The sequence below is a fragment of the Pseudonocardia oceani genome, from assembly GCF_019263585.2.
Taxonomy (GTDB): Bacteria; Actinomycetota; Actinomycetes; order Mycobacteriales; family Pseudonocardiaceae; genus Pseudonocardia; species Pseudonocardia oceani.
Genome location: NZ_JADQDF010000001.1, coordinates 5,481,599 through 5,502,902 on the forward strand (window position 1 = coordinate 5,481,599; position 21,304 = coordinate 5,502,902).

A 21,304-nucleotide genomic window follows, 5' to 3' on the forward strand; every position below is an offset into this window, starting at 1 on the left:
CGTCGCCGAGCACCCCGCGCGGCCCACGACGGGAGCACCGCCATGACCGTGACCACCTCGTCCCTCACCCGAGCGGCCGGCGTCGCCGCGATGGCCGCCGGTGCGATCTTCATCGGCGTCCAGATCAACCACCCGCACCTCGACGTCGCCTCCATCACCACGACCGAGGTCGTCTTCCGCGGCTTTCTGAAGGTCGCCATGGCGGCGCTGGCATTGACCGGAATCACCGGCATGTACCTCAGCGAGATCCGTCGCAACGGGGTCCTCGGACTCGTCGGCTACCTGGTGCTGGCCCTCGGATACCTCCTGATCCTGTGTACCTCCTTCGCCGCCGCGTTCGTCCTGCCCGGCGTCGCCGGGACCGATCCCGGCTTCGTCGGCGACGTGATCGCGGTGTCCCGGGGCGGCGCGGCCACCGGTGACGTCGGGGCGCTGGCCCTGGTGTGGAAGGTCCAGGACCTGAGCTACCTGGCGGGCGGTCTCGTCCTCGGCGTCGCCCTGTACCGGGCGCGGGTGCTCGCCCGCTGGGCGACCGCACTGCTCGCGTTCGGGGGAGTCGTCAGCATCGTGCTGTCGCTGCTGCCCGACGCCTTCTACCGGCTGCTCGCGTTCCCGAACGGCATCGCCATGATCGGGCTCGGCTACTCGCTGTGGCGGCTGCGGCGGTCCGTCGGCGACACGACGCCCGTGGCGCGTCCCCAGCAGACCTCGCTCTGATGCCCACCCGGCTCCCGACGTGGGGCGTGCCCGCCGCCCTGGTGGCGCTCGGCGTCGTCCCGGTGGTCGCCGGGTCGCTCCGCCTGGCCGAGCTGTCCGGCGGGGCGGCGGTGCTGCCGCCCGACGGCCGATACACCGCGACTCCCCTGCCCGTCGTCGTGCACATCGTCTGCGCCACGGTGTTCGCGCTGCTCGGGGCCCTCCAGTTCGCGCCCGGGGTACGGGCGCGACGACCCGCCTGGCACCGCCGGGCAGGGCGCGTCCTGGTGGTCGCCGGGCTCGGGGTGGCGCTCTCGGCGCTGTGGTTGAACCAGTTCTTCCCGAACCCCGACGCCGATCGGCAGGTGCTGTACCCGCTCCGGGTCGTGTTCGGGGTGGCGATGGTGGCCGGCCTCGTCCTCGGGCTGCTCGCGGCCCGGCGCCGGGACTTCGGCCGGCACCGGGTGTGGATGGTGCGCAGCTACGCGATCGGCCTCGTCGCCGGCACGCAGGTCCTCACCCTGGGGTTCGGCGGGGCGGTCCTCGGCCGCGCACCGGTGACGACCGCCCTGCTGATGGCCAGCGCGTGGGTGGTCAACCTGGTCGTGGCCGAGTGGGCGCTGCGGTGGCCCGCCGCGCGGACAGGTCCCCGGCCTGCAGGAGCGCTCGCGTGACCACCGCTCCCACGACCTACGCGATACGCGTCGCCGGGCACCTCGACGACCACTGGTCGGCGTGGCTCGGCCGCCTGCACATGACCCGCGACGACGACGGCACGACGACCGTCACCGTGCCGGTCGCCGACCAGGCCGAGCTCCACGGGGTGCTCGCCGGGCTGCGCGACATCGGCGCCGTCCTCCTGGAGGTCCGCGCCGTCGAGCCCCGACCCCGTCCCCGGGGCCGGTGACCGAGCGGGTGCGTCAGACGCGCTCGAGCGGGGTGTGCGGAGCGGGCGGGAGCGTGAGACCCGCCGGGTGAACGGCACTCTCGCCCAGCCCCATCGGGCGAGGGGCCCGTTCGCGCACCGGCCCGACTGCTACACGTAACGCGCGATGGACGGTCGTCGTCGAAGCGTTGTACGGTGGGCCCCTCAGCTCTCGACGAGGAGGCCCTGGCATGACCGCCGTCCACGACGACCCCACCGCCGAGGAGCAGGAGCAGCTCGACGCGCTGTACGCCGCGTTCGACGCCGCCCACATGAAGCCCCTGTGGACCCAGATCGGCGGGCTGATGCCCGTCACCCCGCGGCCGGACTCGGTGCCGTTCCTGTGGCGCTGGTCGACGCTGCTGCCGCTGGCGGAGAAGGCGGGGGAGCTGGTGCCGGTCGGGCGCGGCGGGGAGCGGCGGGCGATCGCCCTGGCCAACCCCGGTCTGCCCGGCACCGCCTACGCCACCCCGACGCTGTGGGCGGCCATCCAGTACCTGGGCCCGCGTGAGGAGGCGCCCGCGCACCGGCACACCCAGACCGCGTTCCGGTTCGTCGTCGAGGGCGAGGGTGTGTGGACCAACGTCGAGGGCGACCCGGTCGCGATGCGCCGCGGTGACCTGCTGCTCACCCCGGGCATGCACTTCCACGAACACCACAACACCACCGACCACCCGATGGCCTGGATCGACGGCCTCGACATCCCGCTGGTCCGCACGATCGACGCCGGCTTCTTCGAGTTCGGCCCCGACGTGCTGTCCACGACCGAGACCCCTGCGGTGTCGCGCAACGAGCGGCTGTGGGCGCACCCGGGGCTCACGCCCGTCGGCGCTTCGGCCGCGACGGCCTCACCGCTGATGGCCTACCGCTGGGAGCACACCGACGCCGCCCTGACCGCGCAGCTGGAGCTCGAGGACGAGGGGCACCCCGGCGTCGTCGAGCCCGGGCACGCCGTCGTCCGCTTCACCAACCCGGCGACGGCGGGGGACTGCCTGTCGACGATGCGCTGCGAGATGCACCGGCTTCGCGCGGGCACCTCGACGGCGCTGACCCGCACCGCCGGGTCGTCGGTCTGGCAGGTGTTCGAGGGCTCCGGCGTGGTCACGGTCGGCGACGAGCGCTACGAGGTCGGCCGGGGCGACCTGTTCTGCGTGCCGTCCTGGGCCGGGCTCGCGTTCGACGCCGGCCCCGAGGGGCTCGACGCCTTCGCCTTCTCCGACGCCCCCGTCTTCGAGGCCCTCGGTCTCGCCCGCACCTCCCGAGAGGACCGCTCGTGAAGCTCGCGACCATCCGGACCACCACCGGGACCGCCGCGGTCCGGATCGACGACGACGCCGCGGTCGAGCTCGGCGCGACCGACCTCGGCGCGTTCCTGGCCCGCCCGGACTGGAAGGACGCCGCGGCGGCCGCGGACGGGCCCCGTCACGACCTGGCCGGGCTCGACTACGCCACGCTGGTGCCGCGTCCGGAGAAGGTGTTCTGCGTCGGGCTGAACTACCGCACCCACATCCTGGAGATGGGCCGCGAGCTGCCGCGGTACCCGGCGCTGTTCGCCAAGTTCGCCCGCGCGCTGGTCGGTGCCCACGACCCGGTGGAGATGCCCGTGGGGTCGGAGCAGGTCGACTGGGAGGCCGAGCTCGGTGTCGTGATCGGCGCGGAGGTCCGCCACGCCACCCCGGAGCAGGCGGCCGCCGCGATCGCCGGGTACACGGTCGTCAACGACGTCACCGCGCGCGACTTCCAGTACCGGTCGATCGAGTGGCTGCAGGGCAAGACCTTCGAGCGCAGCACCCCGGTCGGGCCGTGGCTCGTCGTCGACGAGGGGACGCCGGGGGAGATCACCTGCGAGGTCGACGGCGACGTCGTGCAGAAGGCGGACAGCTCGGACCTGGTGTTCTCGCCCGCCGACCTGGTCGCCTACATCTCGCAGATCATCACCCTGGTCCCGGGCGACCTCATCGCCACCGGCACGCCGGGCGGGGTCGGCCACGCGCGCACGCCCCCGCGCTACCTGGCCGAGGGCTCGGAGCTGGTCACCCGGATCGAGGGCGTCGGCGAGCAGCGCAACACCCTCGTGACGGGCGCCTGAGGCATGCGCATCGCCGTCGCGGGAGGCGGCCCTGGTGGGCTGTTCTTCGCCACCCTGATGAAGCGCGCCGACCCGTCCGCCAACGTCACCGTCTTCGAGCGCAACAAGGCCGACGACACCTTCGGCTTCGGCGTCGTGTTCTCCGACCGCACCCTGGCCGGCATCCACGACGCCGACCCGGTCCTGCGGCAGGCGCTCACCGAGCACGGCCGGCACTGGGACGACATCGAGGTGCGGCTCAAGGGCGAGCGCATCCGCTGCGGCGGCAACGGCATGGCGTCCGTCGTGCGCACGACCCTGCTCGCGCTCATGCAGGCCCGCGCCCGCGACGTCGGCGCCGAGCTGCGGTTCTCCGCCGAGGTCACCCTCGACGACCTCGCCGGCTACGACCTCGTCGTGGCCGCCGACGGCAGCAGCTCGACCATTCGCGAGCAGCTCGACGCCGACCTGGGCGTCGAGGTGGAGACGGCGACGGCGAAGTTCGTCTGGTTCGGCACCGACTACCTGTTCGACGGCCTGACGTTCGTGCACGAGCGCAGCCCGGACGGCGTCTTCGCCGTGCACGGCTACCCGATCTCCGACCGGGTGTCGACCTTCATCGTGGAGACCGACGAGGCCTCCTGGCGCCGCGCCGGGCTCGACGAGTTCGACGTCACGCAGCCGCCGGGCGTCAGCGACCTGGTCACGAAGGACTACCTGGAGAAGCTGTTCGCCGACCAGATCGACGGGAGGCGGCTGCTCACCAACAACTCCCGCTGGGGCAACTTCCGCACCCGCCGCACGCAGCGCTGGCACAGCCTGGCGCCGCGCCCGGTCGCGCTGCTGGGCGACGCCGTGCACACCGCGCACTTCTCCGTCGGGTCGGGCACGAAGATGGCGATGGAGGACGCGGTCGCGCTGTCGGCGGCGCTGGCCGCGCACCCGGACGACGTCGCCGCCGCACTGGCGGCGTACGAGGAGGCGGCCCAGCCGTCGGTGCGCAGGATCCAGGACTCGGCGCGCCCGAGCCTGGCCTGGTGGGAGCACTTCGGGCGCTACCACGACGCCTTCGAGCCGTGGCAGTTCGCCTACCACTTCCTCTCCCGCAGCATCTCCGACGCGCGGCTGGCCCGGCGCGCCCCCGACTTCGTTGCGGCGAGCCACCGCGGCTGGGTCGACGCCCACGGCGCCGAGCCGCTGGACACGCCGTTCGAGCGCGGGGGGTGGTCGACGCCGGAGCGGCTGGTGCGCGTGTCGTCCACCGCGGTGGCGGGTGGGCTCCCGTTCGCCGACGAGCCGCAGCCCCGTGCCTGGGCCGCCTGCGTCGAGGCCCCCGCCCGCGAGGACGGGCTGCCGGAGGTCGTCGACCGCCTGCGCCGCCTCGCCGCCCTGGGGGAGCGGGCACCGGTGCTCGTCGCGGTGCACGGCGGTACGGCGCTGACCCGCACCCTGGTCTGCGAGCAGGCCCGGATGCAGGAGCGGCTGCCCGCGCTGCTGGTGGACATCGACGGCGGCGACGACCTGCGCGACCGCGCGGTCACCACGGTCCTGTCCGGCCGGGCCGACCTCGTCGGGGTCCCGACGTGACGGGCCTCGACGCGCTGTTCGCCCCCAAGGGCATCGCCGTCGTCGGCGCCTCCCGCGACCCCGGCAAGCTCGGGGCGACGATGGCGCGGTCGCTCGCCGGGTTCGGCGGGCACCTCGCCCTGGTCAACCCGCGCGACGACACCATGCACCCGAGCGTCGCCGCCGCCGCGGACGACGGGCCGGTCGACCTGGCGATCGTCTGCGTCCCCGCCGCCGCGAGCGCGGCCGTCGTGGCCGAGGCGGCGGCCGCGGGCGCCGGGGCGGCGGTGGTCTGCGGAGGCGGGTTCGCCGAGGCCGGCGGGCCGGGCGCCGGCTACCAGGCCGACCTCGCCGCCGTCGTCGCCGGTACCCGAATCCGCCTGCTCGGCCCCAACACCAGCGGCTTCCTCGCCCCGCACGCCGGCGTCACGGCCAGCTTCGTGCCCGGCGTGGCGCAGGTGCGGCCGGGACGGGTCGCGGTCGTCGCGGCCAGTGGCGGCGTCAACCACGTCCTGGCGTTCCTGCTCACCGAGGCCGGGCACGGGCTCAGCCTGGCCGTGGGCCTGGGCAACGCCGTCGACGTCTCCGCGCCCGACGTGCTCGACCACCTCGCGGGCGACCCGGGGACCACCGCGGTCGCGCTGCACCTCGAGTCCGTCGCCGACGGCCCCCGGCTGGTCGCGGCCGTCCGCAGGCTCTCGGCGCAGCGGCCGGTCGTGGCGCTGGTCGTGGGGCGCCACGACATCGGGGCGTTCGCCGCCTCGCACACCGGCGCCCTCGCCACGTCCTGGCGCGCCACCCGCGCGGCGCTGGCGCAGGCCGGGGCGGTCGTCGTCGACGACGAGCGCGAGCTGGTCGACGCGGTCGGCGCCCTGTCGGTGACGCGCGCGCGACCCGCGCGCTCGGCCGGCGTCGGGGTCGTGACCGCCCAGGCCGGACCGGGCCTGCTGCTGCTCGACGACCTGCGCGGCCGCCGGATCGACGTGCCGGAGCTCGTCCCCGCCACCCGTGACGCGCTGGCGGCCCTGCTGCCCCCGCTCACGTTCCAGGCCAACCCGGTCGACACCGGCCGCCCCGGCCCGGAGCTGGGCCGGATCCTGCGCGCCGTCGCCGCGGACCCCGGGGTCGACGTCCTCGCCGCGTACGCCCTCCACGAGCCGGACGCGGTGGACCTCGTCGCGGCCGCCGCGGAGGGCCGGGTCGCCGACGTGCCGGTGGTGCTCGGCGTCGGCGGCGCCGGCGACGAGGTGGTGCGGCAGCGGCGCGCCCTGCTCGCCGCCGGGATCGCGGTCGCCGCCGACCCCCGCGGCGTGGCCGCGGCCACCGGGGCGCTGGTCGCCGACGCCCGCGCCCGGTCCCGCGCCGCCGCCCCGACGGCGCCCGCCGAGGTGCCGTACGGGATCCACGGCCCGCACGACGAGGACCGGGCCAAGGGTCTGCTCGACCTGCTGGGCGTCACGACCCCCGCGCGCCGGGCGTGCGGTTCGCGCGCCGAGGCCCACGCGGCGCTCGCCGAGCTCGGCGGGCCGGTGGCCGTGAAGGTCCTCGACGCGGCCGTCCTGCACAAGACCGAGACCGGCGGCGTGCACCTCGGCGTCCGGACCGCGGCGGAGCTCGACACCGCCCTCGACGCGCTGCCGGCCGGGCGCTGCCTCGTCGAGTCCATGGCGCCCGCCGGCGTCGACCTGGTTCTCGGCGCCCGCCGCGACCCCGTCTTCGGGCCGATCGTGCTGCTCGGCATCGGTGGCACCACCGCCGAGGCGCTCGCCGACGTCGCGATCCGGCTCGCCCCGCTCACCCCGGCGGAGGCGGCGGACATGCCCGACGACCTGGCCGGACGCGCCCTGCTCGACGGCTGGCGAGGCGGCCCGGTGCTCGACGCGCCCGCGCTCGGCCGGGTCGTCGCCGCACTGGGCGAGCTGCTCGTGGCCAACCCCGGCCTCGCCGAGATCGAGATCAACCCCCTGCGCGTCACCGCGGCCGGTCCGGTCGCCCTCGACGCCGTCGTCATCCCCCGGGAGACCAGCGATGCCCAGCCCCGTCCGTGACCACACCGTGCCCTGGCCGTCCGACGTCGTCGAGGACTACGTCGCCCGGGGCTTCTGGCTCGGCGTCCCGCTCGGCAGCGCGCTGCGGCAGGTCGCGGACGGGCACCCGGAGGCCCCGGCGCTGGTCGACGTGGCCGCCGGCGTGCGGCTGGCCCACGGGGAGCTCGCCGACCGCGCCGACGCCGCCGCGGCCCGCCTGCTCGACCTCGGGATGGCGCCGGGGGAGCGGATCGTGGTGCAGCTGGGCAACGGGTGGGAGTTCGTCGTCCTCACGCTGGCGTGCCTGCGCGCCGGGATCGTGCCGGTCATGGCGCTGCCCGCGCACCGTCGCACCGAGCTCGCCCACCTCGCCCGGCACGCCGAGGCCACCGCGATCGCCGTGCCCGACCGGTTGCGGGACTTCGACCACCAGGCGTTCGCCCACGAGCTCGCCGACGACGTCCGCGAGGCCACCGGCGGTCCGTGGCACGTGCTCGTCGCGGGTGACGACGTCGCGCCCGGCAGCGTCGACCTGCGCGCGCTGTGCGGCCCCGGCGACCCGGCCGCCGATCGGGCCCGGCTCGACGCCCTGGCCCCGGGTAGCCGCGACGTCGCCGTCTTCCTGCTGTCGGGCGGTACGACCGGGCTGCCGAAGCTCATCGCCCGCACCCACGACGACTACGCCTACAACGCGCGCCGCAGCGCCGAGATGGCCGGCGTCGACGCGGGGACGGTGTACCTGGTCAGTCTCCCCGCCGGGCACAACTTCCCGCTGGCCTGCCCCGGCATCCTCGGGACGCTGCTGGCCGGGGGCGTGGTCGTGACGCTGCCCTCGCCCGAACCCGTCCGCGCCTTCGCCGCGATCCGGGACGAGGGCGTCACGCACACGGCGGTCGTCCCCGCGGTCGCAGGCCGCTGGCTCGACCACGCCGCCGAGCACGGTGCGCCCGCGCCGCTGCGCGTGCTCCAGGTCGGCGGCGCCCGGCTCGCCGACGAGCTGGCGCGCAGGGTCGCGCCGGTGCTCGGGTGCCGGCTGCAGCAGGTGTTCGGGATGGCCGAGGGGTTGCTCAACTACACCCGGCTCGACGACCCCGACGACGTCGTCTGCACCACCCAGGGGCGCCCGATGAGCCCGGCCGACGAGGTCCGGCTCGTCGACGAGCTCGACCGGGACGTCCCCGAGGGCGAGCCCGGCTCCCTGCTCACCCGCGGCCCCTACACCCCGCGCGGCTACTACCGGGCGGCCGAGCAGAACGCGCGCGCCTTCACCGACGACGGCTGGTACCGCTCCGGCGACATCTGCCGACGCACGCCCGAGGGCAACCTGGTCGTCGAGGGCCGCGACAAGGACATGATCAACCGGGGCGGGGAGAAGATCTCGGCCGAGGAGGTCGAGAACCTCGTCCACCAGCTGCCCGCGGTGGCGCAGGTGGCCGCGGTGGCCATGCCCGACCCACAGCTGGGGGAGCGGGTCTGCCTGTACGTGGTGCCCCGGCCGGGCGCGACCGTGACGCTGGAGGAGATCCGCGACGCGATGGACGCCGTCGGCGTGGCCCGCTTCAAGCTGCCCGAGCACCTCGTCCTGGTCGACGAGCTGGCCGCCACGAAGGTCGGGAAGATCGACAAGAAGGCCCTGCGCGCCGACATCGCCGAGCGGCTCAGCGGCACGCCCGCCTGACGCGGCCGGGCGCGTGACCCCCACCTGGCTGTGGTCGGGCCCTACGCCCTCCGGCGCCGCCGACGACGGCCCGCGACCTCGGGATCGTCCTCGGTGGCGGCCAGGGCGTGGCGGAACCGCTGCTGGCCGCCCTGCGTGCTGGTGTCGTAGGCGGCGCCGATCTCGGTCCAGGTGCCGCCCTCTCGGCCGCGGGATCGCGGCGCCGGCCGTCGATCCCGTGCGCGAGGTCGAGAGTGCGCCGCAGTGGTCGCCCCAGGGACCGTGGTGGTGCGGCTTCGGTGATCGCCCGCTACAGCCGGCGGAACGACCGGGCCAGCCAGGCGCCGGCCCCGAGGCAGCAGGCCACGCCGGGCAGCAGCGCCCCGACGGCGGCGAGCATCACGCCGAGGGTGAGCACGGACGTCGCCAGCACGAGCTGCACGAGCAGGCCGGGGGTCACCGGGCCCATCCTCCTCCACGACGCCCCGCGCACCACCACCCGCTCACGTGCGTGCACGCTTACAAGTATGTGGGGGAGAGGAGGACCCGAGGAGCGAGGAGACACGATGATCGAGATCGACGAGGCCGCCCCTGGATGCGATGCCGGGCGAGGGACCCGGGGGGACGGCCTGGAGGTCCTCCACCTCGGCGACGGCGGCCGCGCGCTGGTCGCCGACGAGGGGCAGGCCTGGGACACGGTCGTGCTGGTGCGCTACCCGAGCCGGCAGGCGTTCGTGGACGTGGTCCGCGACCCGGAGTACCGGGCGGGGGCGCACCTGCGGGCCGAGGCGCTGGTCGAGAGCGTCCTGCAGCCGACCGTTCCGGCCGGCTGACCCGGCGGGGTCACGCCTGCGGCAGCCCGAGCACGGCCCGGGCCGCGCCGACGAGCTCCGCGGTGAGGACGGGGTAGCGCCGCAGGTGGGGGATCCGCACGCAGTCGTCGACGAGCGTCTTCGCCGTGCGCACCAGGGTCGCCGCGAGGGCGTCGGGAAGGTCGGGCCGGGCGACCGACAGCCACCGCTGCCACTCCAGGACGTGGTCGGCCTGGATCCGGTCGATGCGCTCCCGGGCGGCGTCGGGGAGGTAGAGCCGCTCGGTGAGCCCGACGGCGAGCAGGTCGGTGGCCTCGCGGGCGACGCGGACGTAGCCCTCGATGAGCAGGCCGAGCACCGCCTCGTCGGGGCAGGGTGTGCGCATGGCGCGGTCGGCCTCCAGCGCCAGCCACTCGTGGAACCGGCTGACGGCCGCGACGAGGATGTCGGCCTTGGTGTCGAAGTAGCGGTACAGAGCGGGGCCGACGATGCCGAGCCCGGCGCCGATGTCGTCGATGCTGACGCCGGCGAAGCCCTTGGCGCGGAACTCCCGCGCCGCCACGTGGAGCAGCTGCTCGCGACGCGCGTTCGGCTCCCGGTCGGCCTCGTGCACCGGCCCGACCGGCGCGGCGGCCACGGGGGCGGCGATCACCCGCTTGCCCGCCTCGGCGAGCTCCTGGGTGAGGCGCGCGTGGGGGAGCGCGCTGTCGTAGAAGCCGGGCCCGGAGATGATGCTGACGGTGACCCAGCCGCGGATGTCGGCGGTCTCGCGGTCGAGGTCGCCCCGGGTGGCGCGCACGACGAGCTCCTCGAGCTGCTCGGCGATCCACCGCGTCCGGCGCCGGACCAGGCGGAAGTCGTCGACGGCCAGGTGGCGGGCCTCGCGCTGCCAGAGCAGGGACAGCCGGCGGCTGTCGAGCGCGGCCCCGGTGAGCGCGACGAGGCGGGCGTCGACGTCGTCCTGCCCGGGCGGCCGCTCGCCCAGCTCGGTGATGACGTCGATGACGTGCTGCTGGTCCTCCCGCACGACGTGCGCGAGGAGGGCCTGCTTGTTGTCGTAGTGGCGGTAGAGCGCGCGGGCGGTGATGCCGCTGGCCTCGGCGATGTCGTCCATGCGGACGGCGTGGAAGCCGCGGACGCTGAACAGCTCGCCGGCGTTGCGGGCGATCTCGGCCCGCCGGTGCCGGGGGCGGGTGCGGGGTGGGGGCAGTGACCCTGCCGGGGCAGCGTCCATGCCGTGGTCTCCTCTCGCCCTGCGGCGGCATCCTAGCGAGAGGGACCACGGCGGGAGCTCACGCGGCGGGCGCGCCCGTGCGCCCCACGCGGGCCGCGGCGACCACCGCGGTCGACCGGCCCTGCACGAACTCCTCCAGCGTGGTGGCGTTGCAGGTCATGTACAGCGTGCCGAGGTCGTCGTCGCCGAACGCGCAGGAGATCGCCTGCGCCCCCGTCACGGGCACCTTGTCGGTGAGCTCGCCGCCCTCCACGACGCGGTAGAAGCCCGCGTCGTCGCCGGTGGTGAGCGCGTTGCCGAACCACACGCCGCCCTCGTCGTCCAGCGCGATCCCGTCCGGCATGAACCCGTCCGCGAGCTGGGCCCAGGCGCGCGGGCGCGTCAGCGAGCCGTCGGCGGCGACGTCGAACGCGGTGATCCGGTGCAGGAACGTCTCGGCGAGGAGCAGGACCCCGTCGGGCGTGAGCGCCATGCCGTTCGGGAACAGCACGTCGCCCTCGACGCGGTGCACCTTCCCCTCCGGGTCGATGTGCGCGAGCGCTGTGGGCCTCGGGTCCTCGGTGCCGACGGCGAACCCGAAGTTGCCGGCGTAGGCGTGCCCGGCGGCGGTGACGAGCAGGTCGTTGCCGGGTCCGCCGGCGATGTCGCCGAAGTCGGCGTAGGGGGACAGGGCGCCGTCGGCGGCGATCCGCTGCACGGTGGCGTCGGCCTGCGACACCACGAGCGTCGACCCGTCGGGCAGGAACCCGAGTCCCGACGGCGCCCCCGGGACCTCGGCGACGGTCGTGGCGCGGCCGTCGGCGTCGAAGACCAGTACCTTCCCGCTGAAGAAGTCGCTGGCCCACAGCCTGCCGTCGCGCCAGCGCAGGGACTCGAGGAACCGGTGGCCGGAGGCGAACTCGGTCAGGGTGTGCTGCTTCATCGCGTCACTTCCGTGGGGGTTCGGCCGGCTCGCGCGAGATCGCGGAGCCGGAACTTCTGGACCTTGCCGCTGGGGTTGCGGGGCAGCTCGTCGAGCAGGATCAGGCGCTCGGGGAGCTTCTGGCGGGCCGTCCGCCGCTCCGTGAGCCAGGCGACGATCGCGGGCAGCGTCACGCTCTCCCCGGCGGCCGGGACGACGACCGCGCAGACCCGCTCGCCCAGGACCGGGTCGGGTGTGGAGACGACGGCGACGTCCGCGACCGCGGGGTGCTCGAAGAGCTGGTCCTCGATCTCCCGGGCGCTGATGTTCTCGCCGCCGCGGATGATGATGTCCTTCTTCCGGCCGACGATCTGCACGTAGCCGTCGGCGTCGATGCGGGCGAGGTCGCCGGTGCGGAACCAGCCGTCAACGGTGAAGGCGTCGGCGTCGAGCGCGGCGTCGAGGTAGCCCAGGAACAGCTCCGGCCCGCGCACCTCCAGCTCGCCGTCGGCCGAGAGCCGCACCTCCGCCGCGCCGATGGTGCGACCGTCGGTCTGCGCCCGCTTCTCCACGGGGTCGGTCGCGTTGCTGCTGGTCGCGGTGGGGTGCTCGGTGGAGCCGTAGCCCCGGCTGACCGTGCACCCCAGCGCGGTGGTCGCCGACCGGACCAGCTCCGGCGGCACGTCGGCGCCGCCGCAGGCGAACACGCGCAGCGAGCTCACGTCGTGCTGCGGCAGCGACGGGTGGTGGACGAGCCCGTGCAGGAACGGCGTCGCCGCCACCACGAAGCTGCAGCGGTGCTCCTCGATCAGGTCGAGCGCGCGCCCGGGCTCCCAGACGTCGAGCAGGACGACCGTGGTGCCGAGCATGAACGGCAGCTGCATGCCGTAGAGGACGCCGATGATGTGACCGACCGGCGAGGGCATGAACACGACGTCGGCCGCGGTGAGACCGAAGAACTCGATCATGCTGCGGTTCTCGTGCTCGAGGGTCCGGTGGCTGTGCAGCACGCCCTTGGGCGCCGACGTGGTGCCGGAGGTGTAGAGCAGCAGCGCGATGTCGGCGGCGGTGCGCGGGGCACGGCCCTCGTCGGCACGGCCCTCGTCGGCACGGCCCTCGTCGGCACGGCCCTCGTCGCGGCCCTCGGCGAGCAGGTCCTCGAAGCGCAGCCGGCCGTCGTCGGGCCCCGCGCCCACGACCACGACGGTGTGCAGCGCCGGGACCTCCGCCCGGATCCCGTCGACCATGCCGGGGTAGTCGAACCCCCGGAACAGGTGCGGCACCACCACGACCGTGGACGCCGCCTGGCGCAGGATGAACGCCGTCTCGCGGTGCCGGTAGATCGGGATGATCGGGTTGCTGACGGCGCCGAGCCGGATGGCGGCGAGGTGCACGACGATCGCCTCGGTCCAGTTCGGGAGCAGCCACGACACCACCTCGCCGGGCCGGACGCCGCGACCCCGCAGGGCCGAGGCGAAGCGGTCCACGGCGTCGTCGAGCTCGCGGTAGGTCCAGTGCCTGCCGCGGTCGACGACCGCGACCGCGTCCGGTGTGCGCCCGGCCACCGCGGCCAGGTGGGCGTCGACGAGGTCGTCGGTCCAGTGGCCCGCCTCCGTGCTGCGGCGGGCGCGCCCGCCGTCGGGCACCGTCGCCTTCACGCCGCCCTCCCGCCGTCCAGGAGGGCGGCGCCGACCCGCTGCCGGAGCTCGACCTCGTCGCCGTACCAGCCGCGCAGCGCCAGGGCGCGCCGGTAGAACCAGCTCACGTCGCTCTCGGTGGTGAACCCCATGCCGCCGTGCAGCTGGATCGCGTCCTCGCAGACCCCGACGGCGGCCTCGGCGGCGTGCGCCTTGGCGGTAGAGGCGAGCAGGTCCAGAGCCGCGGGCGGCGCCCCGTCGGCGTCGGCGACGGCGGACAGGCACAGGTTGTGCAGCCCCGTCGACCGCGCATGCATGTCGGCGGCGATGTGCTGGACCGCCTGGAAGCTCCCGATGGGCCGGCCGAACTGCTCGCGCTGCCCGATGTGCTCGACGGTGCGGTCGAGGGCGCCCCGGGCGAGCCCGCTGAGCTCGCAGGCGAGCAGCAGCCGGGCCCAGGAGCGCAGGCCGGCGACGCGCCCGTCGCCCGTCAGGACCTCGTCGGGGACGACCTCCTCCAGCGTGACGCGGGCGAACGCGGTGGCGGGGTCGGCGCTGTCGAGGGCCTCGATGCGCACCCCCGGCGCGGCCGCGCCGACCAGGCAGACCGCCTCCCCGGCGACCACCACCAGCCGGTCGGCCTGCGCGGCGAACCGGACGGCGTCGACGGTGCCGGTGAGCCGGTCCCCGGTCAGGACGGCCGTCCCGAGGGCGCCGGCACCGGGGTCGACCAGCGCGGCCGGAACGCCCTTCCCGTCCGCGTCGACGCCCTCCACCAGCGCCGGGAGCAGGCTGTTCTCCAGCTGCGGGCCGATCACCAGGTGCCGTCCGTACTGCTCGAAGACCGGGCCGAGGTCCGACAGGGTCGCGCCGAGGCCGCCCCGGTCCTCCGGCACGGCGAGCGCGTACCAGCCCAGGTCGGCCGACTCGGCCGCGAGCTCGGCGTCCCAGCCGCCCCGGTCGAGCAGCACGCGGCGGCGGTCGCCGTCGTAGGCGCGGGTGAGGTAGTCGTCCACCGCGGTGGCGTACTCGTGCTGCTCAGCCACGGGGGAGCTCCAGGAGTCGTTGGGCGACGATGGTCCGCTGGACCTGCGCGGACCCGCCGTAGATGGAGGCGGCGCGGGAGTAGAGGTGCTCGTGCGCCCAGTGCCCCGACCGCAGGCCCGACGGGCTCGCGCCGGGCACCGCACGCAGGGCGCCGAGCAGGCCGGCGATCTCGGCGAAGACGGTCTGCTCCACGTCGTTGAGGACGAGCTTGTCGACCGAGTCGGCCGGCGTCGGCCCGGTCCCGGCGACGAGCCGGGCCGCGGTCTGCCGCGTCTGGGCGTCCAGGACGCGCATCGCGATGTGCGCGCGCCCGACCGCGTCCCGCGCCCGGTCGCTCACCGAGCCGTGCGCGCGGAGCGCGGCGACCGCGTCGTCGAGGGCGACCTCCAGCTCGACGCGGCGACGGAGGTTGGCGCCCGAGCGCTCGCTGCCGAGCGTGTGCGTGGCGATGGCCCAGCCGTCGTCCAGGCCGCCCAGCAGGTTGCCGCGCGGCACGCGCACCTCGTCGAGGAAGACCTCGCAGAACTCCTCGTCGCCGGTCATCTGCCGGATGGGTCGGGTCGTGATGCCGGGGCTCGCCATGTCGGCGAGCAGGTAGCTGATTCCGGCCTGCTTGCGGACCGCGGGATCGGTGCGGACCAGCAGCGCGCACCACTGGGCCTTGTGCGCCCAGCTCGTCCAGATCTTCTGGCCGGAGACCACGAAGTCGTCGCCGTCGACGACGGCCCGGGTGCGCAGCGAGGCCAGGTCGGAACCGGCCTCGGGCTCGGAGAAGCCCTGGCACCAGATGTCCTCGCCCGACAGCAGCCGGGGCAGCAGCTCGCGGCGCTGCTGCTCGGTGCCGTAGCGGTCGATCGACGGGCCGACGACCTCCAGGCCGATGAGGCCGACGGGCTGCGGCGCCCTGGCCCGGACGAGCTCCTCGTCGAACACGAGCTGGTGGGCGTGGGTGAGCCCCTGGCCGCCCGCCTCCCGCGACCAGGCGAGGCCGGCCCAGCCGCCGTCGAACAGCGTCCGCTGCCAGCGCCGCAGCACGGCGAACCGGCCGTCGGGGTCCTCGGGGATCTCGGGGATCCCTGTGCCGGCGAGCCAGGACCGGACGCGGTCGCGGAACGCCTCGAGCGGTTCCCCCGTCACCGGGTTGTCGGTCACCGCGCTCACCGCCCCGTGTAGACGGGGGAGCGGCGGTCGAGGAAGGCGTTGACCGCCTCCTTCGAGTCCTCGTAGCCCGACAGCTCGCGGGTGAGGCCCTGCTCGAACTCGTAACCGGCCTTGAGGTCGGAGTACTCGATGCCGTTGAGGCTCCGCTTGGCCAGGCGCAGCGTGACCGGGCTGTGCCGGGCGATCGACCGCGCCAGCTCCTGCGCCGCGTCGAGCAGCTGCTCCGGCGGGACGATCTCGACGATGCCGCCGTAGGGCAGGAGCTGCTCGGCGGGGTAGAGGTCGCCGGTGTAGTGCATCAGCCGGACCATCCCCTGGGGCACCAGCCGGGACAGGTGCTTCGCGCCGCCCAGCACCCCGACGTTGACCTCGGGGGTGGCGAACCGGGCGCCCTCCGCGGCGACGACGAGGTCGCACGAGGCCGCGATCGCGAGGCCGGATCCCACGGCGACGCCGTGGACCGCCGCGATGACCGGGTAGGGCGAGTCGTAGATCGCCCAGAACGCCTCCCGGGCCAGCAGCAGCCGCTCCGGCGCGTTGTCGGGGTCGAGCGTCTGGAACTCGGCGAGGTCGTTGCCCGCGCAGAAGTGCTTGCCCCGCCCCGCGAGCACGACGACCCGGGCGGTGGTGAGGCGGTCGGGCAGGGTGCGGAAGAACGTGCGGATCTCGCTGTAGAGCTGGTGATCGGTGGCGTTGACCGGGGGCCGGTCCAGCCACGCGGTGGCGATCGGGCCGTCCTCGTGCCACTCGATGAGCTGCAGGTCGTCCATGCGCGGTTCTCCTCGGGTCAGCGGTGGTAGGCGGCGGCGAACGCCTCGAGCTCGCGGGGGATGTCGCGCCCGGCGGGCTGGAAGTGGACGTGTCCGCACCCGGCCTTCTCCAGCTCGGCGAGCCGGTCCCGCCACTGGTCGCGGGTGAGCGCGACGCCGGAGCCGGCCATCACCTCGCGGGTGACGAAGGGCCGGTCGATGTCGTTGAGGCCGACGACGTGACGGTCGTGCAGCGCGATGTGCCGGACGTCCGCGGGGACGTGGTCGTAGGCCGCCGCCCAGACGTGCCCGCCCTCGCCGAGCAGCTCGTCGATCACGCCGTGCTCGACGGCCCAGTGCAGGAACAGGGCGGCGGCGTGGCCGGCGGCGTCGACCGCGCGCTCGGACCCGGGGTCCTCCCCGTCGTCGAGCACGGTGCCGATGACCATCATCGTCTGCGGGCCGAAGTCCGGTTCGGGGACGGTGATCCGGAACAGGTCCGCCCCGAGGTCCTTCGCGACGCGGGTGCCCTTCGGACCCTCCCCGGCGACGGCCCAGGGCACCGAGACCGGCAGGGCCGGGCCGAACCGCTCGTCGGGGTGGATGAGCTGCATGACCGCGCCCTCCCACTCGACCTGCTCGCCGCGCAGCAGGGCCTGCACGACCCGCGTGTAGTGCTCGACCTGCGCCCACGGCACGGGCGGGCGGCCCATCGCGAGGCGACCGGTGAAGCCGCTGCCGACGCCGATGAGGACGCGGTCGGGCCCGGCGGTGTGGACGAGGGTGGTGATCGCCGACGCCGTGACCATCGGGTGGCGCAGACTCGGGATCAGCACGCCCGGGCCGAGCACGATCCGCTCGGTCAGCTCCGCGGCCCGGTCGAGCACCATCCAGACGTCCGGGTAGAGCGCGGGCGAGTCGTAGCAGAGGGCCCTCTCGTAGCCGAGCTCCTCCGCGATGCGGATGTGCTCTGGGGTCTCCAGGGACGTGGCGAACGAGCATCCCAGCTTCATCGTCGGGCCTCCCGGTCGTGGTGGACACGCGCTCCGGCGGAGGGTGTCGGGGACAGAAAGTAGGTCCGGCGACGTGAGCTTGTCAACGAACACTAACGCAAGAAATACGATGACTACTGGTTATCGTGGGTGCAGAGCGCTAATGTCCATGAGGACTCACCCGCAGGTCCAGGAGGGCGCCATGCTGCTGCACTGCCTCACGCTCAGGTTCACCGACGCCGCGACCGACGCCGACGTCGAGGCGTTCCGGGACGCGCTCGCGGCGCTGCCCGACCAGGTCCCGTTCCCGATCCGCACGCGGCAGGGGCGCGACCTGGGGGAGCGGCCGACGAACGCGGACTACGCGGTCGTCACCGAGTTCGCGGACGCCGACGACTTCCGGGAGTACCTGCGGCACCCTGCGCACCTGGCGGTGCCGCGCGACCACGTCGCGTCGGTGCACAGCGTGCAGTTCGTGGTCGGGGACGGACCGACCGACGCGTGAGTCGGGTCCGGTGGCTGCGGCGTCCCGCCGGCCGTGATCGGGTGGGAGCATGACCGCCCCCGGGTACGACGCCACCTTCCTCGACGTGCCGGTGCCGCTGCCCGCGGCGGACCGGGTGGTGCGCGAGCTGACCTACGTCCACTTCACGGTGCTGCTCGACCCGGCCCGGCGGCTGGCGGTGGCGACCGGCGTCAACATCGACGGCGCCGCCCTGCGCGACCTCGACCGCAGCGACGGCTGGCGGCTGGACCTGCGCGTCGACGCGGGGGAGCAGGCCGGCGCGGACGTCTACGCCGACAACGACCTCGACCGCGGGCACCTCGTGCGCCGCAGCGACCCCGTGTGGGGTGCGGAGGCGGAGCAGGCCGAGTGCGACACGTTCGTCTACCCGAACGCGGCGCCGCAGGCAGGGCTGTTCAACCAGTCCCGCGAGCTGTGGCTCGGTCTCGAGGACCACGTGCTCGCCTACGCCGACACCTACGACGCGCGGGTGAGCGTGTTCACCGCGCCGGTCCTGGCCGCGGAGGACCCGCCCTACCGCGGCGTGGGGATCCCGCGCCTGTTCTGGAAGGTGGCCGCCTGGGTCGCGCGTCCTGCACCCGACGCGGAGCCGGTGCTCGCGACGACCGGGTACGTGCTCGACCAGACCCCGCAGCTCGACGACATCGACCTGGAGACCGAGCGCGCGCGGCTGGCCGGGGAGCCGCCGCCGCTGGGCCCGTTCCGCATCTTCCAGGTGCCGGTCGCCGACATCGCCGCCCTCACCGGGCTGGACCTCGGCCCACTCGCCGCGGCCGACCGCCTACCGGCCGCCGCGTCGGTCGGCACCCGCGAGCGGTGGGTGGAGCTGGGCGCCCTGTCCGAGATCCGGATGTGAAGGGGCGGCCGGCCCGTACTCGACGTCGCGCCAGCCGACGGGCTCGCCGAGCGCGGCGGTGCCGTCGTCAACGTGGCGTCGGCGCTGTCGTGGATCGGGCTCGGCGCGAGCTACAGCGTGTCGAAGGCGGCGCTGTGGAGCGCCACCGACTCGATGCGCCTCGACCTCGCCCCTCGCGGCGTGCAGGTGGTCGGGGTCCACATGGGCTACGCCGACACCGACATGGCGGCCGGCGTCGACGCCCCCAAGACCTCGCCCGCCGACGTCGTCCGGCAGGTGCTGGACGGGGTGGAGTCGGGGGCGTCGGAGGTGCTGGCCGACGACACCGCCCGCGGGGTGCGGGCGGGCCTGCACCTGCCCGTCGACGAGCGGTACGCGCCCTTCCTGGCGCCGTCTGACCGACCCACCGCACCGCCGTCGTGTGGGCCGCACCGCTGACGCAACGGCGGTGCGGCCCCGGCGACGGCGGTGCGGTCGGACGCCGTGGGGTGCGGGCGCGCGGGAGGGCCGGCGCGGCCGTCCCGCGCGCGTTCCCTGCTCCCGCGAGGCCCCGGGGGCGCGCGGGAGCCGGTTCAGCGCGCGGGAACGACCTCGGCCCGCCACACGAGCCCGAACTTGCTCGCCAGCACCACGTCGTCCCGGCGGTGCGCGATCGCCCGCCCGACGAGCTCCTCGTTGCCGTAGGCGTCGGCGGTGTCGACCATCCGGACGCCGGCGTCGAGCGCCGCCCCGGGCGAGTACGACGTCCGGGCCGACGCCGCGTACGTCCGCCGGGCCTGCGACGCGAGCCTGCGGCGGCTGCGCTCCGACCGCATCGACCTCTACTACCTGCACCAGCGCAGCGACACGGTCCCGATCGAGGAGACGGTCACGGCGCTGGCCGGCCTGGTCGACGCGCGACGGACCTCGGGATCGCGGTCGTCGCCCACTCGCCGACCGGCCACGGGGCCCTGCACGACCCGGCCGCGGACGGACAGGCGGTCCTGAGCGACACGGCCGCGGCCCACGGCGTCACCGCGGGGCAGGTCGCGCTGGCCTGGGTCCACGCCCGCGGCCGCGTGCACGGCCTCGACGTCGTGCCGCTGCCGGGCACGAGCCGCGTCGCGCACGCGCGGGCGAACGTCGCGGCGGCCTCGCTCGTCCTCACGCCCGGGGAGCTGGCCCGGCTCGACGCCGCGTGGCCGGTGGACGCCCCGCCCGCGTAGCCACCCGCCTCCGAATGGCGCGTTCGGTCCGCGCGCCGGCGGGTACGACGTCCGCGCGGGCCGGTGGGGCGCGCGAGGAGGGAGGCATGATGCGAGCGATGGTCTACCGGGGCCCGCACAAGGTCCGGGTCGAGGACAAGCCGGTGCCGACGGTCGAGCACCCGAACGACGCGATCGTCAAGGTCGAGCTCGCCGCGATCTGCGGCTCCGACCTGCACCTCTACCACGGGATGATGCCCGACACCCGGATCGGCCACACGTTCGGCCACGAGTTCGTCGGCCGGGTGGAGGAGGTCGGGTCGTCCGTGCGGAACCTGCAGCGCGGCGACCGGGTGATGGTGCCGTTCAACATCTACTGCGGGACGTGCTGGTTCTGCGCGCGCGGCCTGTTCTCCAACTGCCACAACGTCAACCCCAACGCGACGGCCGTCGGCGGGATCTACGGCTACTCGCACACCTGCGGCGGCTACGACGGCGGTCAGGCGCAGTACGTGCGGGTGCCCTTCGCCGACGTCGGCCCGAGCGTCATCCCCGACTGGATGGACGACGAGGACGCGCTGCTGTGCACGGACGCGCTGGCCACGGGCTACTTCGGGGCGCAGCTCGGAGGCATCGTCGAGGGTGACGTCGTCGTGGTGTTCGGGGCCGGGCCGGTCGGGCTGTACGCGGCGCGGTCGGCGTGGCTGATGGGTGCGGGGCGCGTGATCGTCATCGACCACCTGGAGTACCGGCTGGAGAAGGCGCGCAGCTTCGCCCACGCCGAGACCTACAACTTCACCGAGCACGACGACGTGGTCGTGCTGCTCAAGCGGCTCACCGGGCACCTGGGCGCCGACGTCGCGATCGACGCGGTGGGCGCCGAGGCCGACGGCAACCTGCTCCAGCACGTCACGTCGGCGACCCTCAAGCTGCAGGGCGGCTCGCCCGTCGCGCTCAACTGGGCCATCGACGGCGTCCGCAAGGGCGCCACGATCTCGGTGGTCGGGGCGTACGGGCCGCTGTTCAGCGCCGTGAAGTTCGGCGACGCCATGAACAAGGGGCTGACGCTGCGGATGAACCAGGCGCCGGTGAAGCGGCAGTGGCCGCGGCTGTTCGAGCACATCCGCGCCGGCTACCTCAAGCCCAACGACATCGTGACCCACCGGATCCCGCTGGAGCACATCGCCGAGGGCTACCACATGTTCGCCAACAAGCTCGACGGCTGCATCAAGCCGGTCGTGCTCCCGCACGCGTCCTGAGGAGAGG

General features: G+C 74.8%; 22 protein-coding genes and 2 pseudogenes. 15 read left to right on the plus strand and 9 right to left on the minus strand.

Features of this window, described 5'->3' with window-relative positions; all coding sequences use genetic code 11:
- The first annotated feature begins 42 nt into the window (after positions 1–42).
- The 8 genes from I4I82_RS27430 to I4I82_RS27465 all read left to right on the plus strand — a co-directional run bounded on the left by I4I82_RS27430 (position 43) and on the right by I4I82_RS27465 (position 8,960).
- A complete protein-coding gene (locus I4I82_RS27430) occupies positions 43–717 on the plus strand; it encodes a hypothetical protein (RefSeq protein ID WP_218596209.1) in 675 nt (224 codons plus the stop codon).
- A complete protein-coding gene (locus tag I4I82_RS27435; RefSeq protein ID WP_225920699.1) occupies positions 717–1,370 on the plus strand; it encodes a DUF2306 domain-containing protein in 654 nt (217 codons plus the stop codon). The genes I4I82_RS27430 and I4I82_RS27435 overlap by 1 nt, the downstream gene beginning before the upstream one ends.
- Positions 1,367–1,603 (plus strand): DUF8691 family protein, encoded by a 237-nt coding sequence (locus I4I82_RS27440; protein WP_218590409.1) that lies wholly within the window; start codon positions 1,367–1,369, stop codon positions 1,601–1,603. Before I4I82_RS27435 ends, I4I82_RS27440 begins: the two co-directional genes overlap by 4 nt.
- A 209-nt stretch (positions 1,604–1,812) precedes the next feature.
- The gene (locus I4I82_RS27445; RefSeq protein WP_218590408.1) at positions 1,813–2,898 is read left to right on the plus strand and encodes a cupin domain-containing protein; all 1,086 of its coding nucleotides are present in this window, start codon (positions 1,813–1,815) and stop codon (positions 2,896–2,898) included.
- Positions 2,895–3,710: a fumarylacetoacetate hydrolase family protein gene (locus tag I4I82_RS27450; RefSeq protein WP_218590407.1), complete on the plus strand. Its 816-nt coding sequence runs from the start codon at positions 2,895–2,897 to the stop codon at positions 3,708–3,710. Before I4I82_RS27445 ends, I4I82_RS27450 begins: the two co-directional genes overlap by 4 nt.
- Positions 3,711–3,713: 3 nt before the next feature.
- Complete coding sequence (locus tag I4I82_RS27455) at positions 3,714–5,276, plus strand: FAD-dependent monooxygenase (RefSeq protein ID WP_218590406.1); 1,563 nt, start codon at positions 3,714–3,716, stop codon at positions 5,274–5,276.
- Entirely contained in the window at positions 5,273–7,303 is a 2,031-nt protein-coding gene (locus I4I82_RS27460; RefSeq protein ID WP_218590405.1) for an acetate--CoA ligase family protein, read from the plus strand. Before I4I82_RS27455 ends, I4I82_RS27460 begins: the two co-directional genes overlap by 4 nt.
- On the plus strand, positions 7,284–8,960 hold the full coding sequence (locus I4I82_RS27465; RefSeq protein WP_218590404.1) for a (2,3-dihydroxybenzoyl)adenylate synthase: 1,677 nt from the start codon (positions 7,284–7,286) through the stop codon (positions 8,958–8,960). The genes I4I82_RS27460 and I4I82_RS27465 overlap by 20 nt, the downstream gene beginning before the upstream one ends.
- A gap of 289 nt (positions 8,961–9,249) precedes the next feature.
- On the opposite strand, the gene I4I82_RS27470 is transcribed toward I4I82_RS27465, so the two are convergent.
- A complete protein-coding gene (locus I4I82_RS27470; RefSeq protein ID WP_218590403.1) occupies positions 9,250–9,456 on the minus strand; it encodes a hypothetical protein in 207 nt (68 codons plus the stop codon).
- A 49-nt stretch (positions 9,457–9,505) separates the two neighbouring features.
- On the opposite strand from I4I82_RS27470, the gene I4I82_RS27475 reads away from it, so the two are divergent.
- Positions 9,506–9,772, plus strand: coding sequence for a DUF1330 domain-containing protein (locus tag I4I82_RS27475; protein WP_218590402.1), 267 nt, complete (start codon positions 9,506–9,508; stop codon positions 9,770–9,772).
- Positions 9,773–9,782: 10 nt separating this feature from the next.
- Here the strand turns inward: I4I82_RS27475 and I4I82_RS27480 are convergent, their stop codons facing one another.
- Genes I4I82_RS27480 through I4I82_RS27510 form a run of 7 tightly spaced genes read right to left on the minus strand, consistent with a single transcriptional unit; the run spans position 9,783 to position 17,493 of the window.
- Positions 9,783–10,985, minus strand: coding sequence for a TetR/AcrR family transcriptional regulator (locus tag I4I82_RS27480; protein ID WP_218596210.1), 1,203 nt, complete (start codon positions 10,983–10,985; stop codon positions 9,783–9,785).
- Between the two features lie 58 nt (positions 10,986–11,043).
- Complete coding sequence (locus tag I4I82_RS27485; protein ID WP_218588829.1) at positions 11,044–11,907, minus strand: SMP-30/gluconolactonase/LRE family protein; 864 nt, start codon at positions 11,905–11,907, stop codon at positions 11,044–11,046.
- Positions 11,904–13,544 (minus strand): AMP-binding protein, encoded by a 1,641-nt coding sequence (locus tag I4I82_RS27490; RefSeq protein WP_218588830.1) that lies wholly within the window; start codon positions 13,542–13,544, stop codon positions 11,904–11,906. Before I4I82_RS27490 ends, I4I82_RS27485 begins: the two co-directional genes overlap by 4 nt.
- Positions 13,541–14,569, minus strand: a complete 1,029-nt coding sequence (locus tag I4I82_RS27495; protein ID WP_218588831.1) for an acyl-CoA dehydrogenase family protein — start codon at positions 14,567–14,569, stop codon at positions 13,541–13,543. The genes I4I82_RS27490 and I4I82_RS27495 overlap by 4 nt, the downstream gene beginning before the upstream one ends.
- Entirely contained in the window at positions 14,562–15,722 is a 1,161-nt protein-coding gene (locus tag I4I82_RS27500; RefSeq protein WP_218588832.1) for an acyl-CoA dehydrogenase family protein, read from the minus strand. Before I4I82_RS27500 ends, I4I82_RS27495 begins: the two co-directional genes overlap by 8 nt.
- Positions 15,723–15,727: 5 nt before the next feature.
- On the minus strand, positions 15,728–16,501 hold the full coding sequence (locus I4I82_RS27505; protein WP_218588833.1) for an enoyl-CoA hydratase-related protein: 774 nt from the start codon (positions 16,499–16,501) through the stop codon (positions 15,728–15,730).
- 17 nt (positions 16,502–16,518) lie between these two features.
- A complete protein-coding gene (locus tag I4I82_RS27510) occupies positions 16,519–17,493 on the minus strand; it encodes an LLM class flavin-dependent oxidoreductase (RefSeq protein WP_218588834.1) in 975 nt (324 codons plus the stop codon).
- A gap of 181 nt (positions 17,494–17,674) precedes the next feature.
- On the opposite strand from I4I82_RS27510, the gene I4I82_RS27515 reads away from it, so the two are divergent.
- The 3 genes and pseudogenes from I4I82_RS27515 to I4I82_RS27525 form a co-directional block, all read left to right on the plus strand.
- Positions 17,675–17,977 (plus strand): Dabb family protein, encoded by a 303-nt coding sequence (locus tag I4I82_RS27515; protein ID WP_218588835.1) that lies wholly within the window; start codon positions 17,675–17,677, stop codon positions 17,975–17,977.
- Positions 17,978–18,026: 49 nt separating this feature from the next.
- Complete coding sequence (locus tag I4I82_RS27520) at positions 18,027–18,854, plus strand: DNA/RNA non-specific endonuclease (RefSeq protein ID WP_218588836.1); 828 nt, start codon at positions 18,027–18,029, stop codon at positions 18,852–18,854.
- Between the two features lie 54 nt (positions 18,855–18,908).
- Positions 18,909–19,292: pseudogene (locus tag I4I82_RS27525) on the plus strand (SDR family NAD(P)-dependent oxidoreductase); the annotation flags it as partial.
- Positions 19,293–19,453: 161 nt separating this feature from the next.
- On the opposite strand, the pseudogene I4I82_RS27530 reads toward I4I82_RS27525, so the two are convergent.
- Positions 19,454–19,579: pseudogene (locus I4I82_RS27530) on the minus strand (aldo/keto reductase); the annotation flags it as partial.
- Here I4I82_RS27530 and I4I82_RS35105 point away from each other — a divergent pair.
- From I4I82_RS35105 to I4I82_RS27545, 3 genes are all read left to right on the plus strand, one after another.
- Positions 19,548–19,841 (plus strand): aldo/keto reductase, encoded by a 294-nt coding sequence (locus I4I82_RS35105; protein WP_226370275.1) that lies wholly within the window; start codon positions 19,548–19,550, stop codon positions 19,839–19,841. The pseudogene I4I82_RS27530 and the gene I4I82_RS35105 sit on opposite strands and share 32 nt — an antisense overlap.
- Positions 19,766–20,059 (plus strand): aldo/keto reductase, encoded by a 294-nt coding sequence (locus I4I82_RS27540; protein ID WP_226370447.1) that lies wholly within the window; start codon positions 19,766–19,768, stop codon positions 20,057–20,059. Before I4I82_RS35105 ends, I4I82_RS27540 begins: the two co-directional genes overlap by 76 nt.
- A gap of 86 nt (positions 20,060–20,145) precedes the next feature.
- Complete coding sequence (locus tag I4I82_RS27545) at positions 20,146–21,297, plus strand: zinc-dependent alcohol dehydrogenase (protein WP_225920700.1); 1,152 nt, start codon at positions 20,146–20,148, stop codon at positions 21,295–21,297.
- Positions 21,298–21,304: the final 7 nt, after the last annotated feature.

Excerpts from the sequence above, each read along its gene's own strand:
- I4I82_RS27485 (WP_218588829.1), bottom strand. The coding sequence starts at position 11,907 with ATGAAGCAGCACACCCTGACCGAGTTCGCCTCCGGCCACCGGTTCCTC.
- I4I82_RS27465 (WP_218590404.1), top strand. The coding sequence starts at position 7,284 with ATGCCCAGCCCCGTCCGTGACCACACCGTGCCCTGGCCGTCCGACGTC.
- I4I82_RS27435 (WP_225920699.1), top strand. The coding sequence starts at position 717 with ATGCCCACCCGGCTCCCGACGTGGGGCGTGCCCGCCGCCCTGGTGGCG.
- I4I82_RS27520 (WP_218588836.1), top strand. The coding sequence starts at position 18,027 with ATGACCGCCCCCGGGTACGACGCCACCTTCCTCGACGTGCCGGTGCCG.
- I4I82_RS27430 (WP_218596209.1), top strand. The coding sequence starts at position 43 with ATGACCGTGACCACCTCGTCCCTCACCCGAGCGGCCGGCGTCGCCGCG.
- I4I82_RS27515 (WP_218588835.1), top strand. The coding sequence starts at position 17,675 with ATGCTGCTGCACTGCCTCACGCTCAGGTTCACCGACGCCGCGACCGAC.
- I4I82_RS27480 (WP_218596210.1), bottom strand. The coding sequence starts at position 10,985 with ATGGACGCTGCCCCGGCAGGGTCACTGCCCCCACCCCGCACCCGCCCC.
- I4I82_RS27545 (WP_225920700.1), top strand. The coding sequence starts at position 20,146 with ATGATGCGAGCGATGGTCTACCGGGGCCCGCACAAGGTCCGGGTCGAG.
- I4I82_RS27445 (WP_218590408.1), top strand. The coding sequence starts at position 1,813 with ATGACCGCCGTCCACGACGACCCCACCGCCGAGGAGCAGGAGCAGCTC.
- I4I82_RS27475 (WP_218590402.1), top strand. The coding sequence starts at position 9,506 with ATGATCGAGATCGACGAGGCCGCCCCTGGATGCGATGCCGGGCGAGGG.
- I4I82_RS27455 (WP_218590406.1), top strand. The coding sequence starts at position 3,714 with ATGCGCATCGCCGTCGCGGGAGGCGGCCCTGGTGGGCTGTTCTTCGCC.
- I4I82_RS27510 (WP_218588834.1), bottom strand. The coding sequence starts at position 17,493 with ATGAAGCTGGGATGCTCGTTCGCCACGTCCCTGGAGACCCCAGAGCAC.
- I4I82_RS27505 (WP_218588833.1), bottom strand. The coding sequence starts at position 16,501 with ATGGACGACCTGCAGCTCATCGAGTGGCACGAGGACGGCCCGATCGCC.